18 protein-coding genes are annotated in these 21,479 nt (G+C 52.5%); 14 read left to right on the top strand and 4 right to left on the bottom strand.

The window, feature by feature from the left end:
- Positions 1–99: 99 nt before the first annotated feature.
- The 7 genes from ssaA (at position 100) to foxA (ending at position 6,323) form a co-directional block, all read left to right on the top strand.
- Positions 100–201, top strand: coding sequence for a small effector SsaA (ssaA, locus tag ACLJRS_RS13305; RefSeq protein ID WP_000934834.1), 102 nt, complete (start codon positions 100–102; stop codon positions 199–201).
- Between the two features lie 116 nt (positions 202–317).
- Entirely contained in the window at positions 318–1,721 is a 1,404-nt protein-coding gene (locus ACLJRS_RS13300; RefSeq protein ID WP_000393711.1) for a cytochrome ubiquinol oxidase subunit I, read from the top strand.
- Positions 1,718–2,728 (top strand): cytochrome d ubiquinol oxidase subunit II, encoded by a 1,011-nt coding sequence (gene cydB / locus ACLJRS_RS13295; RefSeq protein ID WP_000151041.1) that lies wholly within the window; start codon positions 1,718–1,720, stop codon positions 2,726–2,728. Before ACLJRS_RS13300 ends, cydB begins: the two co-directional genes overlap by 4 nt.
- Entirely contained in the window at positions 2,674–2,859 is a 186-nt protein-coding gene (locus ACLJRS_RS13290) for a DUF2474 domain-containing protein (protein WP_306292668.1), read from the top strand. The genes cydB and ACLJRS_RS13290 overlap by 55 nt, the downstream gene beginning before the upstream one ends.
- The gene (locus ACLJRS_RS13285; RefSeq protein ID WP_229024486.1) at positions 2,778–2,969 is read left to right on the top strand and encodes a hypothetical protein; all 192 of its coding nucleotides are present in this window, start codon (positions 2,778–2,780) and stop codon (positions 2,967–2,969) included. Before ACLJRS_RS13290 ends, ACLJRS_RS13285 begins: the two co-directional genes overlap by 82 nt.
- A gap of 95 nt (positions 2,970–3,064) precedes the next feature.
- Positions 3,065–4,069 carry a ferrioxamine uptake transcriptional regulator FoxR gene (gene foxR, locus ACLJRS_RS13280; protein ID WP_000074605.1) on the top strand — a complete coding sequence of 335 codons (1,005 nt, stop codon included), beginning with the start codon at positions 3,065–3,067 and terminating at the stop codon, positions 4,067–4,069.
- Between the two features lie 145 nt (positions 4,070–4,214).
- Positions 4,215–6,323, top strand: coding sequence for a ferrioxamine B receptor FoxA (foxA, locus tag ACLJRS_RS13275; protein WP_001127719.1), 2,109 nt, complete (start codon positions 4,215–4,217; stop codon positions 6,321–6,323).
- A 40-nt stretch (positions 6,324–6,363) separates the two neighbouring features.
- Here the strand turns inward: foxA and ACLJRS_RS13270 are convergent, their stop codons facing one another.
- A complete protein-coding gene (locus ACLJRS_RS13270) occupies positions 6,364–6,996 on the bottom strand; it encodes a LysE family transporter (RefSeq protein WP_000433131.1) in 633 nt (210 codons plus the stop codon).
- 231 nt (positions 6,997–7,227) lie between these two features.
- Here ACLJRS_RS13270 and yahO point away from each other — a divergent pair, with 231 nt between their 5' ends.
- Complete coding sequence (gene yahO, locus ACLJRS_RS13265; RefSeq protein WP_000848026.1) at positions 7,228–7,503, top strand: DUF1471 family periplasmic protein YahO; 276 nt, start codon at positions 7,228–7,230, stop codon at positions 7,501–7,503.
- Positions 7,504–7,638: 135 nt separating this feature from the next.
- On the opposite strand, the gene prpR is transcribed toward yahO, so the two are convergent.
- Positions 7,639–9,264, bottom strand: a complete 1,626-nt coding sequence (gene prpR, locus ACLJRS_RS13260; RefSeq protein ID WP_000205281.1) for a propionate catabolism operon regulatory protein PrpR — start codon at positions 9,262–9,264, stop codon at positions 7,639–7,641.
- Positions 9,265–9,529: 265 nt separating this feature from the next.
- On the opposite strand from prpR, the gene prpB reads away from it, so the two are divergent.
- The 4 genes from prpB (at position 9,530) to prpE (ending at position 15,125) form a co-directional block, all read left to right on the top strand.
- The gene (gene prpB, locus ACLJRS_RS13255; RefSeq protein WP_000052223.1) at positions 9,530–10,417 is read left to right on the top strand and encodes a methylisocitrate lyase; all 888 of its coding nucleotides are present in this window, start codon (positions 9,530–9,532) and stop codon (positions 10,415–10,417) included.
- Between the two features lie 122 nt (positions 10,418–10,539).
- Positions 10,540–11,709 carry a 2-methylcitrate synthase gene (gene prpC, locus ACLJRS_RS13250; RefSeq protein ID WP_000132748.1) on the top strand — a complete coding sequence of 390 codons (1,170 nt, stop codon included), beginning with the start codon at positions 10,540–10,542 and terminating at the stop codon, positions 11,707–11,709.
- Between the two features lie 37 nt (positions 11,710–11,746).
- A complete protein-coding gene (locus ACLJRS_RS13245) occupies positions 11,747–13,198 on the top strand; it encodes a bifunctional 2-methylcitrate dehydratase/aconitate hydratase (protein WP_410957829.1) in 1,452 nt (483 codons plus the stop codon).
- Positions 13,199–13,238: 40 nt separating this feature from the next.
- Positions 13,239–15,125 (top strand): propionate--CoA ligase, encoded by a 1,887-nt coding sequence (prpE, locus tag ACLJRS_RS13240; RefSeq protein WP_000010206.1) that lies wholly within the window; start codon positions 13,239–13,241, stop codon positions 15,123–15,125.
- 103 nt (positions 15,126–15,228) lie between these two features.
- Here prpE and hemB read toward each other — a convergent pair whose 3' ends face one another.
- Positions 15,229–16,203, bottom strand: coding sequence for a porphobilinogen synthase (gene hemB, locus ACLJRS_RS13235; RefSeq protein WP_000130726.1), 975 nt, complete (start codon positions 16,201–16,203; stop codon positions 15,229–15,231).
- Positions 16,204–16,715: 512 nt separating this feature from the next.
- Here hemB and ACLJRS_RS13230 point away from each other — a divergent pair.
- Together ACLJRS_RS13230 and iprA are read left to right on the top strand one after the other, a co-directional pair.
- Positions 16,716–19,538: an autotransporter outer membrane beta-barrel domain-containing protein gene (locus ACLJRS_RS13230; RefSeq protein ID WP_000556403.1), complete on the top strand. Its 2,823-nt coding sequence runs from the start codon at positions 16,716–16,718 to the stop codon at positions 19,536–19,538.
- Positions 19,539–19,623: 85 nt separating this feature from the next.
- A complete protein-coding gene (gene iprA / locus ACLJRS_RS13225; protein ID WP_000950242.1) occupies positions 19,624–20,247 on the top strand; it encodes a hydrogen peroxide resistance inhibitor IprA in 624 nt (207 codons plus the stop codon).
- Between the two features lie 44 nt (positions 20,248–20,291).
- On the opposite strand, the gene ampH is transcribed toward iprA, so the two are convergent.
- Positions 20,292–21,449, bottom strand: coding sequence for a D-alanyl-D-alanine-carboxypeptidase/endopeptidase AmpH (ampH, locus tag ACLJRS_RS13220; protein ID WP_000830786.1), 1,158 nt, complete (start codon positions 21,447–21,449; stop codon positions 20,292–20,294).
- Positions 21,450–21,479: the final 30 nt, after the last annotated feature.

Genomic DNA, 21,479 nt, shown 5'->3' with positions numbered 1-21,479 from the left:
TTGCAAATAGTCTTGAAGACGCTGTTTTTTTGTTTTGCCGTTATTTTTATAACGGCCAGGTAGATATTGCCAAGTGAATGTAACTAAGGGAGACATGTTATGCTAAATAGATACTACCGTTTCGCTGTCGAAAAAGACGACCCCTCCGAAGCGCCAGAGTCGGGCGATAAGCCTGACAGCCAGCCGCAAAAAAAATCGTAATTTATCTGGATATTCCCCGACGTTTTTACGTTTGGGGAAAATAACCGTTTCGTTTCAACCTTGTTGCGAACAGTGAATATTTTACACGAAGTGACTATATATAAACGGGAGGGAACATGGAGTTTGATGCATTCTTTTTAGCGAGACTCCAGTTTGCCTTTACCGTCTCTTTTCATATTATTTTCCCCGCGATTACGATTGGCTTAGCCAGTTACCTGGTGGTACTGGAAGGTTTATGGCTAAAAACGCGTAATCCTGTCTGGCGCTCGCTCTATCAGTTCTGGCTCAAAATTTTTGCCGTCAACTTCGGGATGGGCGTGGTCTCCGGTCTGGTCATGGCTTACCAGTTCGGAACGAACTGGAGCGGTTTCTCCCAGTTCGCCGGCAGTATCACCGGGCCTTTATTAACCTATGAAGTGCTCACCGCATTCTTCCTGGAAGCGGGATTCTTAGGCGTGATGCTTTTTGGCTGGAACAAAGTCGGGCCGGGCCTGCATTTCTTGTCTACCTGTATGGTGGCGCTGGGCACGTTAATGTCGACGTTCTGGATTCTGGCGTCTAATAGCTGGATGCATACCCCGCAGGGATTTGAAATTCACAACGGTCAGGTGGTCCCGGTGGACTGGTTCGCGGTGATTTTCAACCCGTCGTTCCCGTATCGCCTGTTGCATATGTCCGTTGCGGCGTTTTTAAGTAGCGCGATGTTTGTCGGCGCGTCCGCTGCCTGGCATTTACTGAAAGGTAACGATACGCCGGCTATCCGCCGTATGTTCTCGATGGCGTTATGGATGGCGGTCGTGGTGGCGCCCGTTCAGGCATTGATTGGCGATATGCACGGCCTTAACACCCTGAAGCATCAGCCGGTCAAAATTGCCGCGATTGAGGGGCACTGGGAAAATACGCCCGGTGAGCCAACGCCGCTTACGCTGGTAGGCTGGCCGGATATGGAGGCGGAACGGACCCGCTATGCGCTTGAGATCCCGGCGTTGGGCAGTCTGATCCTGACGCATAGCCTGGACAAACAGGTGCCTGCGCTAAAAGATTATCCCAAAGAGGATCGCCCCAACTCTACCGTGGTGTTCTGGTCTTTCCGTCTGATGGTGGGCATGGGCGTACTGATGATCTTCCTGGGGCTGGCCAGCCTGTGGCTACGCTACCGACGCCGACTGTATCATTCGCGGCCCTTTATGCACTTTGCGCTGTGGATGGGGCCGTCCGGGCTTATCGCCATCCTTGCCGGATGGGTGACGACTGAAGTAGGACGTCAGCCGTGGGTGGTCTATGGCCTGCTGCGAACGCGTGATGCGGTTTCCGCGCACAGCACCTTGCAGATGAGCATCAGTTTGCTGGCCTTCTTTGTGGTCTATTCCCTGGTCTTTGGGGTTGGCTATATTTATATGATTCGTCTTATCCAGAAAGGGCCGCAGCCAGCGGAGACACCGACCGCTGAAACCGATGGCAGACCCGCGCGTCCTATCTCTGCCGTGGGAGAATCGCTTGAGCAGGAGAAACGCGAATGACCATCGATCTTCCGGTTATCTGGTTTGCTATTATCGTGTTCGCCACGCTGATGTATATCGTAATGGATGGGTTCGATCTGGGCGTCGGTATCCTGTTTCCGTTTATTCGCGATAAACACGATCGCGATGTTATGGTGAACTCGGTCGCGCCGGTATGGGACGGGAACGAAACCTGGCTGGTGCTGGGCGGGGCCGGGCTTTTTGGCGCGTTCCCGTTGGCTTATGCCGTCATCACCGACGCGCTGACTATCCCGCTGGTGGTTATGCTGCTTGGTCTTATCTTTCGCGGCGTCGCTTTTGAATTCCGTTTTAAAGCCACCGAGTCGCATCGCGCGTTCTGGGATAAATCCTTTATCGTCGGGTCAATCCTGGCGACCTTTGCCCAGGGGGTTGTGGTGGGGGCGGTGGTGAGCGGTTTTCAGGTGGAAGGGCGAACCTTTAGCGGTTCGCAGCTTGACTGGCTGACGCCGTTTAATCTGTTCTGCGGCATCGGTCTGGTTGTCACCTACGCGCTGCTGGGCGCTACCTGGCTGATTATGAAAAGCGAAGATCCGCTGCATAGCCGGATGTGCGCGCTGTCGCGCCCGTTGTTGATCGTCTTGTTGTTGGTGATGGGAGGCGTCAGCGTGTGGACGCCGCTCACCCACGACGACATCGCCGGGCGCTGGTTCACGCTGCCCAATTTATACTACTTCCTGCCGGTGCCTGTGCTGGTGTTGGCTTTTAGCATCTGGCTATGGCGCAGCGTGAAAAAACCAGAATCCCATGCGCGTCCATTTATTCTCACGCTAGGGCTGATTTTTCTGGGGTTCAGCGGGTTAGGCATCAGTATTTGGCCGAATATTATTCCACCGGATATTTCGCTGTATGCCGCCGCCGCGCCACCGCAAAGTCAAAGCTTCATGCTGGTTGGGGCGCTGATAATCATCCCGATTATCCTGGCTTATACCTTCTGGAGCTACTACGTCTTCCGTGGAAAAGTGCGACACGGAGAGGGATATCACTGATGGTTAAAGTGAAAAAATGGTCGCGGCGAGTCGTATGGATGGTCGCGATATGGTGCGCCAGCGTGCTTCTGCTGGCGGGCGTCGGAATGTTATTCAGACTGCTCATGACCTCCGCAGGATTTCGCTCCTGACTGATACCCCCGGACGCGCTTTCGTCGCTGGCGAAAGCGCGTTTTTATCGACAGATCGGCGTTTATCGATCACCTTTGCTCGCCTTATCTCTTCCCTCAATAGCGGTTGATAATTATTCTCATCTTTATTGTCGTTCCCGGGCCGCAGTGATATGGTTACACAGTGGCTAACGCTCTGGTATAACGCAGATAAACGGTATTGATAATGTCTCCGATCTCCTGTCACTCTTCCGCCGCCCCGGCGATGAAAAAGATCTTTTCCGTCAGCGACTTCATCGCGTTTGGCGAGCGTTATGGCATTGATTACCGCTTCCCAGCGTTACCGCAGTATACGCAGAGTAGTCCCGTACTTCATGGCGATATCGAAGAGATAGCGCTTCCCGGCGGGATTTGCATTACACGCTCGGATGTTCACGTGTTACAACCTTATGAAACCACCTCTCGCCATAGCAGTCCGCTGTATATGCTGGTGGTGCTGGAAGGTAACGTCGCGCTGGCTGTCAATGAGCAGACCTTTTTGTTGAGCGCGGGGATGGCGTTTTGCTCGCAACTGAGTGAGCAGCAGACGATACGCGCCCATCACGGCGCAGACAGTAAATTGCGCACCTTATCGCTGGGAATGTACCCGGACGGCGGATGGCGGGAGCGTTTGCCTGTCTCGCTGGCAGACGAGTGGGAAAATAGCGCAACCTCGGCGAGGGTCTGGCAGGTGCCGGAGTTTCTGCTTTCGGGGCTACGTTATGCGCAGCAGCCCGGACCTCATGCGGCGTCACGCCAGTTAATGCTGGAAGGCATCATGCTGCAATTGCTGGGCTATGCGCTAAATCTATGTCAGCCCGCAACGCAAAAACGCGGGCTTCCCGTCACCGGTGAATACCAGCGGCTGGAGCTCATTCGGCGTTTACTGGAGCAGACGCCGGAAAAAGCCTACACGCTGAACGAACTGGCGCGTCGGGCGGCAATGAGTCCAAGTAGCCTGCGGTGCAAGTTTCGCCATGCCTATGGGTGTACCGTGTTTGATTATCTGCGCGATTGCCGCCTGGCGCGCGCGCGTCGTTATCTGATGGAGGGATACAGCGTGCAGCAGGCCGCCTGGATGTCAGGCTATCAACATGCCACAAACTTTGCGACGGCATTTCGTCGGCGTTATGGCTGCTCGCCCGGCGAGCTGCGTGACGCGTCTCTGACGGCGTCCCGCCACTGTGCGTAACGCGCCCCGCCAGAGCGGTAATATCCGCCGCTAACCCGGTTTTCTGCCGCTTTGGGTGATTTTTTATCATTGCGCATAGGCAATCTGGCGTTACGCATAGTGGTCCGTGATCTCTAAAAGGTAATAATTCTTATTTACAATAAAGATGCCTTTGGAGATGTTCATGTTTGCGACAACGCGTATGGCGCTATTGATAGGCGGAGCTATCGGCGGCGCGACTTTTCCTCTTTTTGCCCAGGAAACCACAAAAAATGATACCGTCATTGTCACCTCGCCCGTTCAGAGTGGCGCGACCAAGCTGGCGACGCCAGATATTGAAACGCCGCAGTCGGTATCCATTATTACCCGCCAGCAGTTTGAAGAGCAGGGCGCAACCAGCGTGCGTCAGGCGGTCAGCTACACCCCAGGCGTATACAGTAATCAGATAGGCGCGTCTAACCGCTTTGATTACATCGTATTGCGTGGTTTTTCGGACGGTAGTCTGGATAACGTCTATCTCGACGGGTTAAAAATGATGGGCGACACCAATTCGCACAGTTCGTTGGTGGTTGACCCTTGGTTTCTGGAAGATATCGAGGTGGTACGCGGCCCGGCGTCCGTTCTGTATGGACGTTCATCGCCAGGCGGCATTGTCGCGCTGACGTCGCGAAAACCGGCGTTTGATGCCGGGGGAGAGGTGAAGCTGTTTGCCGGCAATCACAACCAGCGCGGGGCGGCTTTTGATGTGACCGGCCCACTGGATGACAATGAACGTGTGGCGGCGCGTCTTAGCGGCATGACACGTTACGCCGATTCGCAGTTTACCCCCTTGAAAGAGGAACGTTATGCGCTGATGCCGAGCCTGACCTGGCGAATTACCGATCGGACGCGTCTTGATCTTATGGCCTATCTGCACCGTGATCCGGAAGGCGGTAGCCACTCCGGACTGCCTTATCAAGGCACGGTTGTACCTTATAACGGCAGAAAAATTTCTAACACTTTCTTTGAAGGTGAAGATGACTACGACAAATACGATCGCCGTGAAAATATGGTGGGTTATAACATTGAGCATCTGTTCGATAACGGCTGGTCGGTACGGCAAAAATTGCGTTATTTGCATACCAAAGTGACGTTGAATCAGGTCTATGCCGCAGGCTGGTTGAATGAAACGGCGCTGAATCGCGGCTATTCCGGCTCCGGGGAGAAAATGTCGGCTATCGCGCTGGATAATCAGCTCGACGGCAGCGTGGATACCGGGGCGATTAATCATCGTCTGCTGGTGGGGATCGATTATCAGGATCGCAGTAATCATACTACTGGCTATTATGGCGCGTTTCCGCCGATTGACGCTTTCAACCCTGTTTATGGCGCTCAGCCGGATTACATTACGTTGTATAGCCGTGAAAAACATAAGCTGCGGCAGACCGGATACTATTTACAGGATCAGATGTCATGGGATCGCTGGCGCTTTACGTTGGGCGGTCGTTACGATCGGGTCAGCGTGTCTAACATCGACAAACTTCATGATTCACGCAGCGATCTCGATAAAAACAACGTCAGCACCCGTGCCGCGTTGCTTTATCTGTTCGACAATGGCGTCGCCCCCTATCTCAGTTATTCTACCGCGTTTACGCCGACCAGCTTCGCCGACGAAAACGGCAATGTGCTGGAACCGATGAAAGGCAAGCAGTGGGAGGCGGGGGTAAAATACGAACCGCTGGGGGGGAACAGCCAGTTTAGCGCCGCCGTGTATCGTATTAACCAGACCAATATCGCGACCAAAGAAGAACCTACCGATCCGTACCGCTCGATTGGTGAAATTGAGTCTAAAGGGGTTGAACTGGAGGCCATTAGCCATTTGTCGGATAGCGTCCGTTTGCAGGCGGCGTATACCTATACTGATATCCGTTATAAGAAAAGTAGCCCGCAAGAACAGGGTAAGCGCGCGGTTTATGCTCCACGGAACCAGGCCAGCGCCTGGCTAAGCTACGATGTGAAAAGCGGTCTGTTAGAGGGGCTGACTTTGGGCTCCGGCATCCGGTACGTCAACGGCGTGACCAGCGATCGCCTGAATACCCACACATTGCCGTCCTATACACTGGTCGATATGGTGGTAGGGTATGATTTATCCAGCATTGGGTTAAATGGCTTGAGCGCCCAGCTCAACGTAAATAACCTGACGGACAAACGCTATGTCGCTGCCTGTAATTCGCTCTCTTATTGTTATTTTGGCGCCGAGCGTAGCATTGTAGGCAGCGTGTCATGGGCGTTTTGATAACGCTTATCGTCCGGTAGCAAAGGCTACCGGGCAAACATTAGCGGTGCGTCACGCCTTCATAGAGAAGTCTGAGCGCAAACATCCCGATAATGGCGCCGATAACACGGCTGGCAATGCGCTGTATTCGTCCATAAGCGCGGCGGACAGCGGGGAGCGAAAAGGCCTGGCTGAGAAAAATACGCCAGATAACGGATGACAGCACAATTCCGGCCCAGGCCATTAACCTTGCCCATGTGGGCGTTTCTGCGCTAAGCGTTACGGAAAAAATACTGATAAAAAACAGTACGGTTTGCGGATTGGATAAATCGGTCATTAATCCCCGGCGAAAGAAAATTGTCCACGGGGCGGCAATCGGCGTCTGGAGCGTGCTCATTTGCGGCGTCGCCTGGTGGCGAATACTGTTCCAGGCGAACCATAATAAATAGGCGCCGCCGACAATTTTGATAAGAGAAAATACCGCTTCGCATTGCGTAATGAGCGTCGCCAGACCGAAAAGCCCCAGCCCGGAATAAAAGGCGTCTCCCGTGGCGACGCCCAGGCCGGTGATGACTCCCGCCCGGCGTCCTGATGCGAGGCTGGTTTGCACCACCACAAACAGATTCGCGCCGGGATTAAAAAAGGTTAACACAAACAGACTGACGGTAAGCACAACGGCATGAAACGGCTCCATAGGCAACTCTTCTCTTAGCCTCAAGAAATAACCTTCATCTTATTAATAGTCAAACCAGATGATTGCGAGTGAGATCACAAAGCAGGGGCGTTTTAATCCGCGTTGTTACGCCGACAGAGCGGGGGCTGACTGGATTTTTCCAGCAATCTACACTACTTATTTAATCAGTCCGAACGGCCTTTTTGTTCTGATAAAGCGATGATGGCGTAATAATAAAACGAGGGTTTTGCTATGAAAACTGGCTACAAGGTTATGCTTGGCGCATTAGCGTTTGTTGTGACAAACGTTTATGCCGCAGAAATTATGAAAAAAACGGACTTTGATAAAGTCGCCTCCGAATACACGAAAATTGGCACGATTTCCACCACCGGGGAAATGTCGCCGCTGGATGCCAGAGAAGATTTAATCAAAAAGGCGGATGAAAAAGGGGCGGATGTGGTGGTGCTGACGTCCGGGCAGACAGAAAATAAAATTCATGGTACGGCTGATATTTATAAAAAGAAATAAAAGCGTTGCATCATAAAAATACCCGCCTGGGTTTCCGGCGGGTATATTTATTCCTGGCAACCGGCATCCGTTTTGCCGGATGACGGCCTGCAGTAAACGTAGCGCCATCAGGCATTCAGGACGCGGTCATTTGTCTTAATTATCCGACTGGTCTTTGGCACCAGCTTTTAAACGACGCCACAGAGTGGTGCGGCTAATCCCCAGATAACGCGCCGCGGCGCTCTTATCGCCCTTAAAGCGCGCCAGTACATCCTGTAACGCGTTCGCATCCACGGTTGAAGGCGTCAGCTCTGCTGTGTTCACCATAAGCTCAGGTAATAACTGCCGCATAAATTGCCTGTCCAGCGTTGGCGCGGGATCGACGCTTAAAAAAAGCGCCAGGCGCTCCATCATATTACGCAGTTCGCGAATATTACCGGGCCAGCGCCAGGCCAGCAAAAGCGGCTGACACTGTGTCAATCCATGACGTATCGATTCGGTAAACGGAATTTCCATCGCCGCCAGCGACTGTTTTAAAAAGCTTTCCGCCAGCGGCAAAATATCAGCCTGCCGCTCGCGCAAAGGAGGAAGCGTCAGACGCAGAATACTCAGGCGATAAAAGAGATCGGGGCGAAAACGTCCTTGCATTATCTCCCGATCCAGATCGCAATGCGTAGCGCTGATCACCCGGACCTCCACCGGGATCGGCTGGTGTCCGCCGACGCGAGTGACGGCTTTTTCCTCCAGTACGCGCAAAAGTCGGGTTTGTAACGGCAAGGGCATTTCGCCGATTTCATCCAGAAACAGCGTGCCGCCGTGTGCGATTTCAAATAGCCCCGCCCGGCCTCCTCGTCGTGAACCGGTAAACGCACCCTCTTCATAACCAAACAGTTCCGCTTCCAGCAACGACTCGGTAATCGCGCCGCAATTGACGGCGACAAAGGGAGGGGATGGCTTATTCTGACGGTGAGGCTGGCGGTGAAAAAACGTCTGGTGAATCGCCTGCGCCGCCAGCTCTTTTCCGGTCCCTGTTTCCCCCTGAATCAGCACTGCCGCACGGGAGCGGGCATAGAGCGTAATCGTCTGGCGGAGCTGCTCCATTTGCGGCGACTGGCCGCGTATATCGCCCAGTTCATACCGGGTTTGTAATCCCTTGCCGGATGGGTAATCCACGCGCTGTCGCCGTGTCAGACGGGTCATATCCAGCGCATCATGGAAAGCCTGACGAACGGTCGCCGCGGAATAAATAAAGATGGCGGTCATTCCCGCTTCTTCCGCCAGATCGGTAATTAATCCCGCGCCGACGACGGCTTCAATACCGTTGGCCTTAAGTTCGTTAATTTGCCCGCGCGCGTCCTCTTCGGTGACATAGCTTCGCTGTTCAAGACGGAGGTGAAACGTTTTCTGAAAGGCAAGTAAAGCCGGAATGGTCTCCTGATAGGTCACGATACCGATAGACGAGGTGAGCTTTCCCGCTTTCGCCAGCGCCTGTAATACATCGAATCCGCTGGGCTTGATGAGGATCACCGGTATTGACAGGCGACTTTTTAAATAGGCCCCGTTCGAACCCGCCGCGATAATCGCGTCGCAGCGCTCGGTCGCCAGTTTTTTGCGAATGTAGGTCACCGCCTTTTCAAAGCCGAGTTGAATAGGCGTGATGGTCGCCAGATGATCGAATTCCAGGCTGATATCCCGAAACAGTTCGAACAGACGCGTTACGGAGACCGTCCAGATCACCGGTTTATCGCTATTATCGCGCGGAGCGCTGTGAGCAGTCGTCATCGCAGTAGGCTCATCTTTAAGGGGCGATTTTTTGTTTTAAACGTGTTTCATAAATGTTGCAATGAAACAGGGTGATTCGTTTCATGAAACGTTAGCTGACACGTTTTTCTTTTCCCTTAATCGCGCTTATTCATAACAGGCATTACTGTAATTGCCTGTTTTTAAATCTCATTGTATTTAATTTTCTCGCTGCCTCTTTGCCTGGCATAGCCTTTGCTTTGGTGAATACATCCTGAGTAACAATTTACTAACATGAGGACGAGATATGTCTTTACATTCGCCGGGGCAGGCATTTCGCGCCGCGCTCGCTAAAGAGAATCCATTACAAATTGTCGGCGCTATCAATGCCAACCATGCTCTGTTGGCCCAACGGGCCGGGTATCAGGCTATCTATCTTTCTGGCGGCGGCGTAGCGGCGGGCTCGCTCGGACTGCCGGATCTGGGGATTTCTACGCTGGATGATGTGTTAACCGATATCCGGCGCATCACGGATGTTTGCCCGCTGCCGCTGTTGGTGGATGCGGATATTGGCTTTGGCTCCTCCGCCTTTAATGTCGCGCGGACGGTAAAGTCCATAGCCAAAGCGGGCGCCGCCGCGCTGCATATTGAAGACCAGGTTGGCGCTAAGCGCTGTGGACACCGTCCAAACAAAGCGATCGTCTCGAAAGAGGAGATGGTAGACCGAATTCGGGCGGCAGTGGATGCGCGCACCGATCCGAACTTTGTGATCATGGCGCGTACCGATGCGCTGGCGGTGGAAGGGCTGGAGGCGGCTCTCGATCGCGCGCAGGCTTACGTGGACGCGGGGGCTGACATGCTGTTCCCGGAGGCGATCACCGAACTGTCGATGTACCGCCAGTTCGCCGACGTGGCGCAGGTGCCGATCCTCGCCAACATCACTGAGTTTGGCGCGACGCCGCTGTTTACGACCGACGAGTTGCGCAGCGCAAACGTGGCGATGGCGCTCTATCCGCTGTCGGCGTTTCGCGCCATGAACCGCGCCGCAGAAAAAGTCTATACCGTGCTGCGCCAGGAAGGGACGCAAAAGAACGTGATCGACATCATGCAGACCCGCAACGAGCTGTACGAAAGCATCAATTACTACCAGTTCGAAGAGAAGCTGGACGCGCTGTACAGGAATAAAAAATCGTAGCCTGTAGGCCTGATAAGGCGAAGCCGCCATCAGGCAATGCCGGATGGCACTACGTTTAACCCGCCTACGGTACGGCCTACACGCCTCAATACCCTACACATTACAATAATGACGAGGACAATATGACAGACACGACGATCCTGCAAAACAACACGCATGTCATTAAGCCTAAAAAATCGGTCGCGCTTTCCGGCGTACCTGCCGGAAATACCGCTCTGTGTACCGTGGGAAAAAGCGGTAACGATCTGCACTATCGCGGTTACGACATTCTCGATCTGGCGGAGCACTGCGAATTTGAAGAAGTCGCGCATTTACTGATCCACGGAAAATTACCGACCCGCGACGAGCTGAACGCGTATAAAAGCAAGTTAAAAGCGCTGCGCGGATTACCCGCCAATGTCCGTACCGTTCTGGAAGCGTTACCGGCGGCCTCGCACCCGATGGACGTGATGCGTACCGGCGTTTCCGCGCTGGGCTGCACCCTGCCGGAAAAAGAGGGACATACCGTCTCCGGCGCGCGCGATATTGCCGATAAGCTGTTGGCCTCGCTCAGCTCTATCCTTCTTTACTGGTATCACTACAGCCACAACGGCGAACGTATTCAGCCGGAAACCGACGATGATTCCATCGGCGGCCATTTCCTGCATCTGCTGCACGGTGAAAAGCCAACCCAAAGCTGGGAAAAGGCGATGCATATTTCGCTGGTGCTGTATGCCGAGCATGAGTTCAACGCCTCGACGTTTACCAGCCGGGTAATTGCCGGGACCGGCTCGGATGTCTACTCCGCGATTATCGGCGCGATTGGCGCGCTGCGCGGCCCGAAACACGGCGGGGCGAATGAGGTGTCGCTGGAAATTCAACAGCGTTATGAAACGCCGGACGAGGCAGAGGCGGATATCCGTAAACGCGTGGAAAACAAAGAGGTGGTGATTGGCTTTGGACATCCGGTTTACACCATCGCCGACCCGCGCCATCAGGTGATCAAACGGGTGGCGAAACAGCTTTCAGAAGAAGGCGGCTCGCTGAAGATGTACCACATCGCCGACCGTCTGGAAACGGTGATGTGGGAGACCAAAAAGATGTTCCCGAATCTCGACTGGTTTTCGGCGGTCTCCTACAACATGATGGGCGTCCCTACCGAAATGTTCACCCCGCTGTTTGTCATCGCCCGCGTTACCGGCTGGGCGGCGCACATTATTGAACAGCGTCAGGACAACAAAATTATTCGTCCTTCCGCCAATTATACCGGCCCGGACGATCGCCAGTTTGTGCCGATCGAAAAGCGTTGCTAATTAAAACCTCTAAATATAAAAACAGGAGTTGTACCCTATGTCCGCACATATTTCGAACATCCGCCCAGACTTTGACCGTGAAATCGTTGATATCGTTGATTACGTGATGAATTACGAGATCACCTCAAAGGTGGCGTACGACACCGCGCATTATTGCCTGCTCGACACGCTCGGCTGTGGTCTGGAAGCGCTGGAATACCCGGCCTGTAAAAAATTGCTTGGGCCGATCGTGCCAGGCACGGTGGTGCCCAACGGCGCACGCGTGCCGGGCACCCAGTTCCAGCTCGATCCGGTACAGGCAGCCTTTAACATTGGCGCGATGATCCGCTGGCTCGATTTTAATGATACCTGGCTTGCCGCCGAGTGGGGCCATCCTTCTGATAACCTGGGCGGTATTCTGGCGATTGCGGATTGGCTGTCACGCAACGCCGTCGCCGCCGGCAAAGCGCCGCTGACCATGAAACAGGTATTGAGCGGGATGATCAAAGCCCATGAAATTCAGGGTTGCATCGCGCTGGAAAACGCCTTCAACCGTGTCGGACTTGACCATGTGTTGCTGGTGAAAGTGGCCTCGACGGCGGTGGTCGCTGAAATGCTGGGGCTGACGCGCGATGAGATCCTTAACGCGGTATCGCTGGCGTGGGTGGATGGGCAGTCGTTGCGCACTTATCGTCATGCGCCGAATACCGGTACGCGCAAATCCTGGGCGGCGGGCGACGCTACCTCACGCGCGGTACGTCTGGCGCTGATGGCGAAAACCGGCGAGATGGGCTATCCCTCGGCGCTCACCGCCAAAACCTGGGGCTTCTACGACGTTTCATTCAAAGGTGAAACGTTCCGTTTCCAGCACCCTTACGGCTCCTACGTGATGGAAAACGTGCTATTTAAAATTTCTTTCCCGGCAGAATTCCACTCGCAAACCGCCGTCGAAGCGGCGATGACGCTGTATGAGCAGATGCAGGCCGCGGGTAAAACGGCAGCGGATATCGAGAAAGTGACCATCCGTACCCACGAAGCCTGTCTTCGCATTATCGATAAAAAAGGCCCGCTCAATAACCCGGCGGACCGCGATCACTGTATCCAGTATATGGTCGCCGTGCCGCTGCTGTTCGGACGGTTAACCGCGGCGGATTATGAAGACGAGGTGGCGCAGGACAAGCGTATTGACGCCCTGCGCGAGAAAATCGTGTGTTATGAGGACCCGGCTTTTACCGCCGACTATCACGACCCGGAAAAACGAGCTATCGGCAATGCGATCACCGTGGAGTTTACTGATGGCTCACGCTTTGGCGAGGTTGTCGTGGAGTATCCGATTGGTCATGCGCGTCGCCGCGCCGACGGTATTCCGAAGCTTATCGAAAAATTTAAAATTAACCTGGCTCGTCAGTTCCCGACTCGCCAGCAGCAACGCATTCTGGATGTCTCCCTGGACAGAGCCCGCCTGGAGCAGATGCCGGTTAACGAATACCTCGATTTATATGTCATCTGAGCCAGCCAGCAGTAAGGCGTAAGTTCAACAGGAGAGCGTGATGTCTTTTAGCGAATTTTATCAGCGTTCCATTAACGAACCGGAGGCGTTCTGGGCCGAGCAGGCCCGACGTATCGACTGGCGACAGCCGTTTACGCAGACGCTGGATCATAGCCGTCCACCGTTTGCCCGCTGGTTTTGCGGCGGCACCACTAACTTATGTCATAACGCCGTTGACCGCTGGCTGGATAAACAGCCGGAGGCGCTGGCGCTGATTGCCGTCTCATCAGAGACCGATGAAGAGCGCACATTTACCTTCAGCCAGTTGCATGATGAAGTCAACGCTGTGGCCGCTATGCTGCTGTCGCTGGGCGTGCAGCGTGGCGATCGCGTATTGGTCTATATGCCGATGATTGCCGAAGCGCAGATAACCCTGCTGGCCTGTGCGCGCATTGGCGCGATCCATTCGGTGGTCTTTGGCGGTTTTGCCTCGCACAGCGTAGCGGCGCGGATTGACGATGCCAGACCGGCGCTGATTGTGTCGGCGGATGCCGGAGCGCGGGGCGGTAAAATCCTGCCGTATAAAAAGCTGCTTGATGACGCTATTGCGCAGGCGCAGCATCAGCCGAAACACGTTCTGCTGGTGGACAGAGGGCTGGCGAAAATGGCGTGGGTGGATGGGCGCGATCTGGATTTTGCCACGTTGCGCCAGCAGCATCTCGGCGCGAGCGTGCCGGTGGCGTGGCTGGAATCCAATGAAACCTCGTGCATTCTTTACACCTCCGGCACTACCGGCAAACCGAAAGGCGTCCAGCGCGACGTCGGCGGTTATGCGGTGGCGCTGGCAACCTCGATGGACACCATTTTTGGCGGCAAGGCGGGCGGCGTATTCTTTTGCGCATCGGATATCGGCTGGGTCGTCGGCCACTCCTATATCGTTTACGCGCCGCTGCTGGCAGGCATGGCGACTATTGTTTACGAAGGACTGCCGACGTACCCGGACTGCGGGGTCTGGTGGAAAATTGTCGAGAAATACCAGGTTAACCGGATGTTTTCCGCCCCGACCGCGATTCGCGTGCTGAAAAAATTCCCGACGGCGCAAATCCGCAATCACGATCTCTCCTCGCTGGAGGCGCTTTATCTGGCCGGTGAGCCGCTGGACGAGCCGACGGCCAGTTGGGTGACGGAGACGCTGGGCGTACCGGTCATCGACAATTATTGGCAGACGGAGTCCGGCTGGCCGATCATGGCGCTGGCCCGCGCGCTGGACGACAGGCCGTCGCGTCTGGGAAGTCCCGGCGTGCCGATGTACGGTTATAACGTCCAGCTACTCAATGAAGTCACCGGCGAGCCCTGCGGCATAAATGAAAAAGGCATGCTGGTGATCGAAGGGCCGCTGCCGCCGGGCTGTATTCAGACTATTTGGGGCGACGATGCGCGTTTTGTGAAGACTTACTGGTCGCTGTTTACCCGTCAGGTTTATGCCACCTTCGACTGGGGAATCCGCGACGCCGAGGGGTATTACTTTATTCTGGGCCGTACCGATGATGTGATTAATATTGCGGGTCATCGGCTGGGGACGCGAGAAATAGAAGAAAGTATCTCCAGCTACCCGAACGTAGCGGAAGTGGCGGTAGTGGGGATAAAAGACGCTCTGAAAGGGCAGGTGGCGGTGGCGTTTGTCATTCCGAAGCAGAGCGATACGCTGGCGGATCGCGAGGCGGCGCGCGACGAGGAAAACGCGATTATGGCGCTGGTAGACAATCAGATTGGTCACTTTGGTCGTCCGGCGCATGTCTGGTTTGTCTCGCAGCTCCCCAAAACGCGTTCCGGAAAGATGCTTCGCCGCACGATCCAGGCGATCTGCGAAGGCCGCGATCCGGGCGATCTGACAACCATTGACGATCCCGCGTCGTTGCAGCAAATTCGCCAGGCGATCGAGGAATAGCCGTAAGCCGGATAAGCCGCGTCCGGCAACGGGTTAGCGTTTGCGACTGAATAGTGGGGTGTAAAGTCGGGAAAGGGCGGCAGCGCGCCGCCCTGTAACAGAATTAACGCAGAATATTTTTCTCAGCCAGATCCAGCGCGAAGTAGCTGAAAATCAAATCGGCGCCGGCGCGTTTAATCGAGCCCAGACTTTCCAGCACGACCTTTTCTTCATTGATGGCGCCAGCCATAGCAGCAAATTTAATCATGGCATATTCACCGCTCACCTGGTAAGCGCCAAGCGGCAACTCTGTGCGTTCGCGGATTTCACGCAGCACGTCCAGATACGCGCCGGCCGGTTTCACCATTAAGCAATCCGCGCCCTGGGCTTCGTCGAGCAGTGATTCGCGAATCGCTTCACGGCGGTTCATCGGATTCATTTGATACGTCTTGCGGTCGCCTTTTAACGCGGTACCCGCTGCTTCACGGAAGGGGCCGTAGAAAGAAGAGGCGAACTTAGTGGAGTAGGACATTATTGCCGTATCGGTAAAACCGGCGGCATCCAGCGCCTGGCGGATAGCCTGGACTTGTCCATCCATGGCTGCGGAGGGCGCAATAAAATCTGCTCCAGCCGCCGCCGCGATAACGGCCTGCTTGCCGAGGTTGGCCAGCGTCGCATCGTTATCCACTCCGTGTTCGCACAACACGCCGCAGTGGCCGTGCGAGGTGTATTCGCAGAAGCAGGTGTCGGACATGACGATCATCTCCGGCACGGTTTGCTTACAGATGCGGGACATTCTTGCCACCAGTCCGTCTTCTTTCCAGGTATCGCTGCCGGTGTCATCAGTATGGTGAGAAATGCCGAAGGTCATAACGGAACGAATGCCAGCATTTGCGATACGTTCAATCTCTCGCGCCAGTTGCTTTTCCGGGATACGCATTACGCCGGGCATGGCATCAATAGCTTTGTAATCGTCGAGTTCTTCTTCAACAAAGATCGGCAACACCAGGTCGTTCAGGCTAAGTGTTGTCTCTTCAAACATAGCGCGCAGCGCAGCGGATTTGCGCAGGCGGCGAGGGCGATGGATAAGGTCTGTCATGGTCTGCCTGATGTTTGTGGAATCGAAGGCCCAGTATACCTGAATCTGCAGGCAGATGTTTTACGAAAACGGTCCTTAACGTAGCAGGCGCAGCCCCAGCGGCAGCAGAACATGACGCTTCCTTTATATACCGAAGATTAATACCTCAGGCACTATATCATTTTAAATAAGAATTAGTTTTACGTTGTTTTTAGTTTTATTTCATCGTCATTTAAGTAAATGTGGGTTTCAACATTATTCATGTTTATTTTGTTTTTCTTTAATCCATATTTATCTTATATGTGTTTTGTTTTTTTATTTTCTTGTAAGGCCATGAAAAAGAATGCTTTTCAATTATGAATTTTCCTTTTATTACGTCCTTTTAATTCATGTCCGAATCCGGACTGAGGATAAAGAATAATTGAACCTTTTAGCAATGACGCCGCATAATCCTCCTTGCTAAACATCTATATGTTTTTATGCATTGATAATTGATGGATCAACTATATTACGTCCCTGAGGAGGGATGACAAATGCACTCCTGGAAAAAGAAACTTTTAGTCTCACAATTAGCATTGGCTTGCACTCTGGCAATCACTTCTCAGGCGAATGCTCAAGATATTTCTGGCACAACCTACAACACGTTTGGTTACGACAGTGTAACTAACCATGATGGTTGGTTGTATGATGGCTATGTAAACTGGAATAACACTTCTGCTGATTCTACCAACATCTGGAATGCCGATATTTATCCAGTAATCAATAAAAGTACTGTGAATGGCGTTATTTCTGCATACTATCTGGACGATGGTTTTGATGGTACAGCGAACTCAATGTCCATTTCTAACAGCACAATCAATGGCATGGTTACTACTCTGTGCATGACTGATGAATGTGATGATGGTGTCGATGAAGATGGTACGAATCATACTCAATACGATCGTTTTAGCCTGACCGTTGATAATTCAACTATCAACGATACCTATGAACATTATTATTATGATGTTGTTGATGGCGATACCACCACGACTAAAGTTGTTGATACTTACGATATTGGTAATGCTATCACTGTTGATGAAGAGTCAGACATCGTCATTCAGAATAACTCTCATGTTGCAGGTATCACTTTCTTACAGGGCTATCAGACGCTTGATAATACCCCGTATGATAATGTTGAAGGTATAGCGAATAGCGATAATATCTTCACTAACACACTGGTTGTTAAAGACTCTGTCCTGACTTCTGGTGCCTATAGCGATCTGGGAACTGATGGTTTCTACGGTCAGGGCGAGAAGCCAAGCGACTACAATGGCACTGCAGATTACTGGTTTAGCTACAATGATGATGATCCCCTTGATGATGCCGCGTTAATTGTTAGCGATAATACTAACGCAGACAACTCAATGCAGACTACCGCTACGTTTGATCATTCCACTATCACTGGTGACATTCTCTTTAGTAGCACCTTCGACAACAACTTCTATGAGAATGGTGATCCTGCAACGGATACTACGGATGATGGTGTCTATAATCCAACAACGAATGGTTGGGATGATACTGACTCTTTAACCGTGACGCTGACCAATGGCTCGAAATGGGTTGGCGCGGCTCAATCTGAAGTTGAGGCAATCGGCACTGGTAAGATGTACGGTTGGGGATATACCGATGCTGATTGGCATGCTTTAGTACCAAACAGCATTTGGCCGTCTTCAACTTACTATTCTGATGATGAGCACCTTGCTGGCGCAGAGGTTTATCAGAGCGGTATCTTTAATATTGCGCTGGATAACGGCTCTGAATGGGATACTCGCAAGATTTCCAATATTGACGACCTGACAGTGAATAATGTCTCTCAGGTAAATGTTGAAAACTCTGGTTTAATCGCCGACAGCATTACGCTGGCTAATTCTTCTTCTCTGAACATTGGTGACACCGGTGGTGTGGCGACAAATAGTCTGTATCTGGATAGTTACAGTACCGCTTCTCTGACAGAAGAGACCGCTTCTCTGTATGCTAATACCATTACTGTTGATAATGGTGCCCAGCTGAACCTGGGTCTGGGTCAGGTTGATACACATAATGTGATTTTGACTGATGGTGGCGTACTGAATGTCGCCAGCCGTGATTATGTGTTGAACTCTGATCTGAACAACGCACGTTATATTACCAACGACGTTTACGATGCTAATTATGACTACGGTGTGGTTGCATTGAACTCTGATGGTCATCTGGCGGTTAATGGGGACGTTGCAGGTAACTATAAAGTCCGCATTGATAACGCTACTGGTGCAGGTTCTGTTGCTGATTACAAAGATAAAGAAATTGTCCGTGTTTATGACGATAACGCTGACACTACTGCTAGCTTTACTGCAGCTAACAAAGCTGACCTCGGCGCTTACACCTATCAGGCGCAGCAGCAGGATAACTCTGTTGTTCTGCAGCAGATGGAACTGACCGACTACGCTAACATGGCGCTGAGCATTCCTTCTGCGAACACCAATATCTGGAACCTGGAACAAGACACCGTTGGTACTCGTCTGACCAATGCTCGTCATGGCCTGGCGGATAACGGCGGCGCATGGGTAAGCTACTTCGGCGGTAACTTCAACGGCGACAACGGCACCATTAACTACGATCAGGATGTTAATGGCATCATGGTCGGTGTTGATACCAAAGTTGACGGTAACAACGCTAAGTGGATCGTTGGTGCGGCAGCAGGCTTCGCGAAAGGCGATCTGAGCGATCGTACCGGTCAGGTGGATCAGGACAGCCAGTCTGCCTACATCTACTCTTCCGCTCGTTTCGCAAACAACATCTTTGTTGACGGTAACTTAAGCTACTCTCACTTCAACAACGATTTGTCTGCTAACATGAGCGACGGTACTTACGTTGACGGCAACACCTCTTCTGACGCCTGGGGCTTTGGCTTGAAACTGGGTTATGATCTGAAGCTGGGTGATGCAGGTTACGTAACGCCTTACGGCAGCGTATCCGGTCTGTTCCAGTCTGGCGACGACTACCAGCTGAGCAACGACATGAAAGTTGACGGTCAGTCTTACGACAGCATGCGTTATGAACTCGGTGTAGATGCAGGTTATACCTTCACTTACAGCGAAGATCAGGCGCTGACCCCGTACTTCAAACTGGCTTACGTTTACGACGACTCCAACAACGATGCTGACGTAAACGGCGACTCTATCGACAACGGCGTAGAAGGTTCTGCGGTACGTGTTGGTCTGGGTACTCAGTTCAGCTTCACGAAGAACTTCAGCGCCTACACCGATGCTAACTACCTCGGCGGCGGTGATGTTGATCAAGACTGGTCTGCAAACGTTGGTGTTAAATATACTTGGTAATCATTTTCTCTCAGGAGAAATAAAGGTAATTTAAACTGAAAAATGCCCGTCAAGGACTTGACGGGCATTATTGCAAGGAATGCATATGTTATCTTTAAGCAAGCCACTACAGGAATTCTACAGACTCGATAAATGCCTTTCTAAGCATGGTACGCGTTTCGAGTTTGTTAATGATAAAGAGATTATCTGTTCACCTGATGAAAGTAATACCCATACCTTTGTTATTTTAGAGGGGGTTGTTTCGTTAGTTCGCGGTGATAAAGTTCTTATTGGTATTGTGCAGGCCCCCTTTATTTTCGGCTTAGCCGATGGTGTGGCGAAAAAAGAGGCACAATATAAATTAATTGCGGAGAGCGGTTGCATCGGTTATCGCCTCTCATCATCACAAACTCTTGCCATCATTGAGCAGAACCAACTGTGGCGTGAAGCCTTCTGTTGGATAGTATGGAAAAGTCAGGTACTGGAACTTCGTGACAAGCAGCTCATTGGTAATAATTCTTACGACCAAATTCGTGCGACGTTAATGACAATGATTGAGTGGGATGAAGAACTTCGCTCACGTATTGGTGTTATGAATTATATTCATCAACGAACGCGCGTATCGCGATCGGTGGTGGCGGAAGTTCTCGCGGCCCTGCGTAAGGGTAATTACATTGAAATGAATAAAGGCAAACTGATCAGTATTAACCGTTTGCCCTCCGAATATTAACAAGAATGTTGCGCCTCGTCTGATATAGCGCGAGGCGCGACGACTCAGGATGCAGGAATAGCAATCGGTTTATTGCCGCTTAGCTCAGTAACCAAATCGTTAATCCCGTTGCTCATATTGGTAAAACGCGTGAGGGGGGAACGGGTTACCACCACAAAAGCGCCAATATTATATTGTGGGATCATCGCCATATAGGTAATAAAACCGCCGCCGCCTCCTGTTTTCTGGATAATGCCAGGACGTCCGTCTTTTGGCGCCATATAGACCCAACCCAGACCGAGCGCGTCGGCTTTACCCGGTACGTCCATCCCAATGATTTTCTTTAACTGTGTGCGCTGATAAATCAACGTTTGCATACGATCGGCCTGTTGGCTACGGTGATAGAAATCTGACGACAGATACTGTTGCATCCAGCGCATCATATCTCCTGGCGTAGAATAGACCCCACCGCTGCCAATGGCAGCCAGCGTATTATTACAGGGGCTTGCGCCTTTTTCTGCCACCATCAGACGCTTACACTGATCGGGAGAGGGGGTAAACGTGGTGTCTTTCATTCCCAGCGGGCGAGTAATCTTTTCTTCAAACAGTTGCGTATAAGGTTTGCCGGAGGCGGTCGCCAGCGCGTCGGCTAACAGGTCGAACGCCAGATTGGAATAGGCCGCCTGTGAACCGGGCGCGACTTTTAACGTTGCTGTGGAGAGCCAGTTCCAGCGTTGTTCGCGGGTTGGCCAGACAAATACCGGACGATGCGCCGCGCCGCCGGGCTGTTCTCGCGGAAGCGCGCTGGTGTGGGTCGCTAAGTTGACCAACGTAATCGGCGTGCCTTGATACGTCGGGACACGCGCGCCGGGAGGCGCATATTTGCTGAGAGGATCGTTTAATTTTACCGTTCCCTGATCGAGCAATTTTACCAACATTTCACTGGTCATGAGCTTGGTGAGAGAAGCGATACGAATGACCGAATCAAGCTGTGGACGAACATTATTGCCCGGTCTGGTGTCACCGAAACTACGAAACACGCGTTGATTACCGTCGATCACCACCAGCGCCATGCCCGTGGCGCCGCTACCATAAAAGATATGCTCGGCATAACGATCAACGATATCAGAGGCAAAAACCGGATCGGCAATCGGCTGAGCCGCCTGGACAGAAGTAAGTGATGCCGCAAACAGCATGGCAGTAAAAAGCAGACTACGTTTCAACGGTGATGTCCATAAGTGAAATAACGGTGG

Origin of the sequence: Salmonella sp. SAL00670 (genome assembly GCF_046552235.1) — a bacterium.
Taxonomy (GTDB): Bacteria; Pseudomonadota; Gammaproteobacteria; order Enterobacterales; family Enterobacteriaceae; genus Salmonella; species Salmonella enterica.
The sequence above is the reverse complement of the archived record's forward strand: the minus strand, read 5'-3'. Positions and strand labels throughout refer to the sequence as shown.

What these genes read in the sequence shown, in the direction of transcription:
- ACLJRS_RS13300 (WP_000393711.1), top strand. Translation starts at nt 318, where the DNA reads ATGGAGTTTGATGCATTCTTTTTAGCGAGACTCCAGTTTGCCTTTACC.
- prpB (WP_000052223.1), top strand. Translation starts at nt 9,530, where the DNA reads ATGTCTTTACATTCGCCGGGGCAGGCATTTCGCGCCGCGCTCGCTAAA.
- prpR (WP_000205281.1), bottom strand. Translation starts at nt 9,264, where the DNA reads ATGACGACTGCTCACAGCGCTCCGCGCGATAATAGCGATAAACCGGTG.
- yahO (WP_000848026.1), top strand. Translation starts at nt 7,228, where the DNA reads ATGAAAACTGGCTACAAGGTTATGCTTGGCGCATTAGCGTTTGTTGTG.
- prpC (WP_000132748.1), top strand. Translation starts at nt 10,540, where the DNA reads ATGACAGACACGACGATCCTGCAAAACAACACGCATGTCATTAAGCCT.
- ACLJRS_RS13270 (WP_000433131.1), bottom strand. Translation starts at nt 6,996, where the DNA reads ATGGAGCCGTTTCATGCCGTTGTGCTTACCGTCAGTCTGTTTGTGTTA.
- foxA (WP_001127719.1), top strand. Translation starts at nt 4,215, where the DNA reads ATGCCTTTGGAGATGTTCATGTTTGCGACAACGCGTATGGCGCTATTG.
- hemB (WP_000130726.1), bottom strand. Translation starts at nt 16,203, where the DNA reads ATGACAGACCTTATCCATCGCCCTCGCCGCCTGCGCAAATCCGCTGCG.
- prpE (WP_000010206.1), top strand. Translation starts at nt 13,239, where the DNA reads ATGTCTTTTAGCGAATTTTATCAGCGTTCCATTAACGAACCGGAGGCG.
- ssaA (WP_000934834.1), top strand. Translation starts at nt 100, where the DNA reads ATGCTAAATAGATACTACCGTTTCGCTGTCGAAAAAGACGACCCCTCC.
- foxR (WP_000074605.1), top strand. Translation starts at nt 3,065, where the DNA reads ATGTCTCCGATCTCCTGTCACTCTTCCGCCGCCCCGGCGATGAAAAAG.
- cydB (WP_000151041.1), top strand. Translation starts at nt 1,718, where the DNA reads ATGACCATCGATCTTCCGGTTATCTGGTTTGCTATTATCGTGTTCGCC.
- ACLJRS_RS13245 (WP_410957829.1), top strand. Translation starts at nt 11,747, where the DNA reads ATGTCCGCACATATTTCGAACATCCGCCCAGACTTTGACCGTGAAATC.
- ACLJRS_RS13230 (WP_000556403.1), top strand. Translation starts at nt 16,716, where the DNA reads ATGCACTCCTGGAAAAAGAAACTTTTAGTCTCACAATTAGCATTGGCT.
- ACLJRS_RS13285 (WP_229024486.1), top strand. Translation starts at nt 2,778, where the DNA reads ATGGTGCGCCAGCGTGCTTCTGCTGGCGGGCGTCGGAATGTTATTCAG.
- iprA (WP_000950242.1), top strand. Translation starts at nt 19,624, where the DNA reads ATGTTATCTTTAAGCAAGCCACTACAGGAATTCTACAGACTCGATAAA.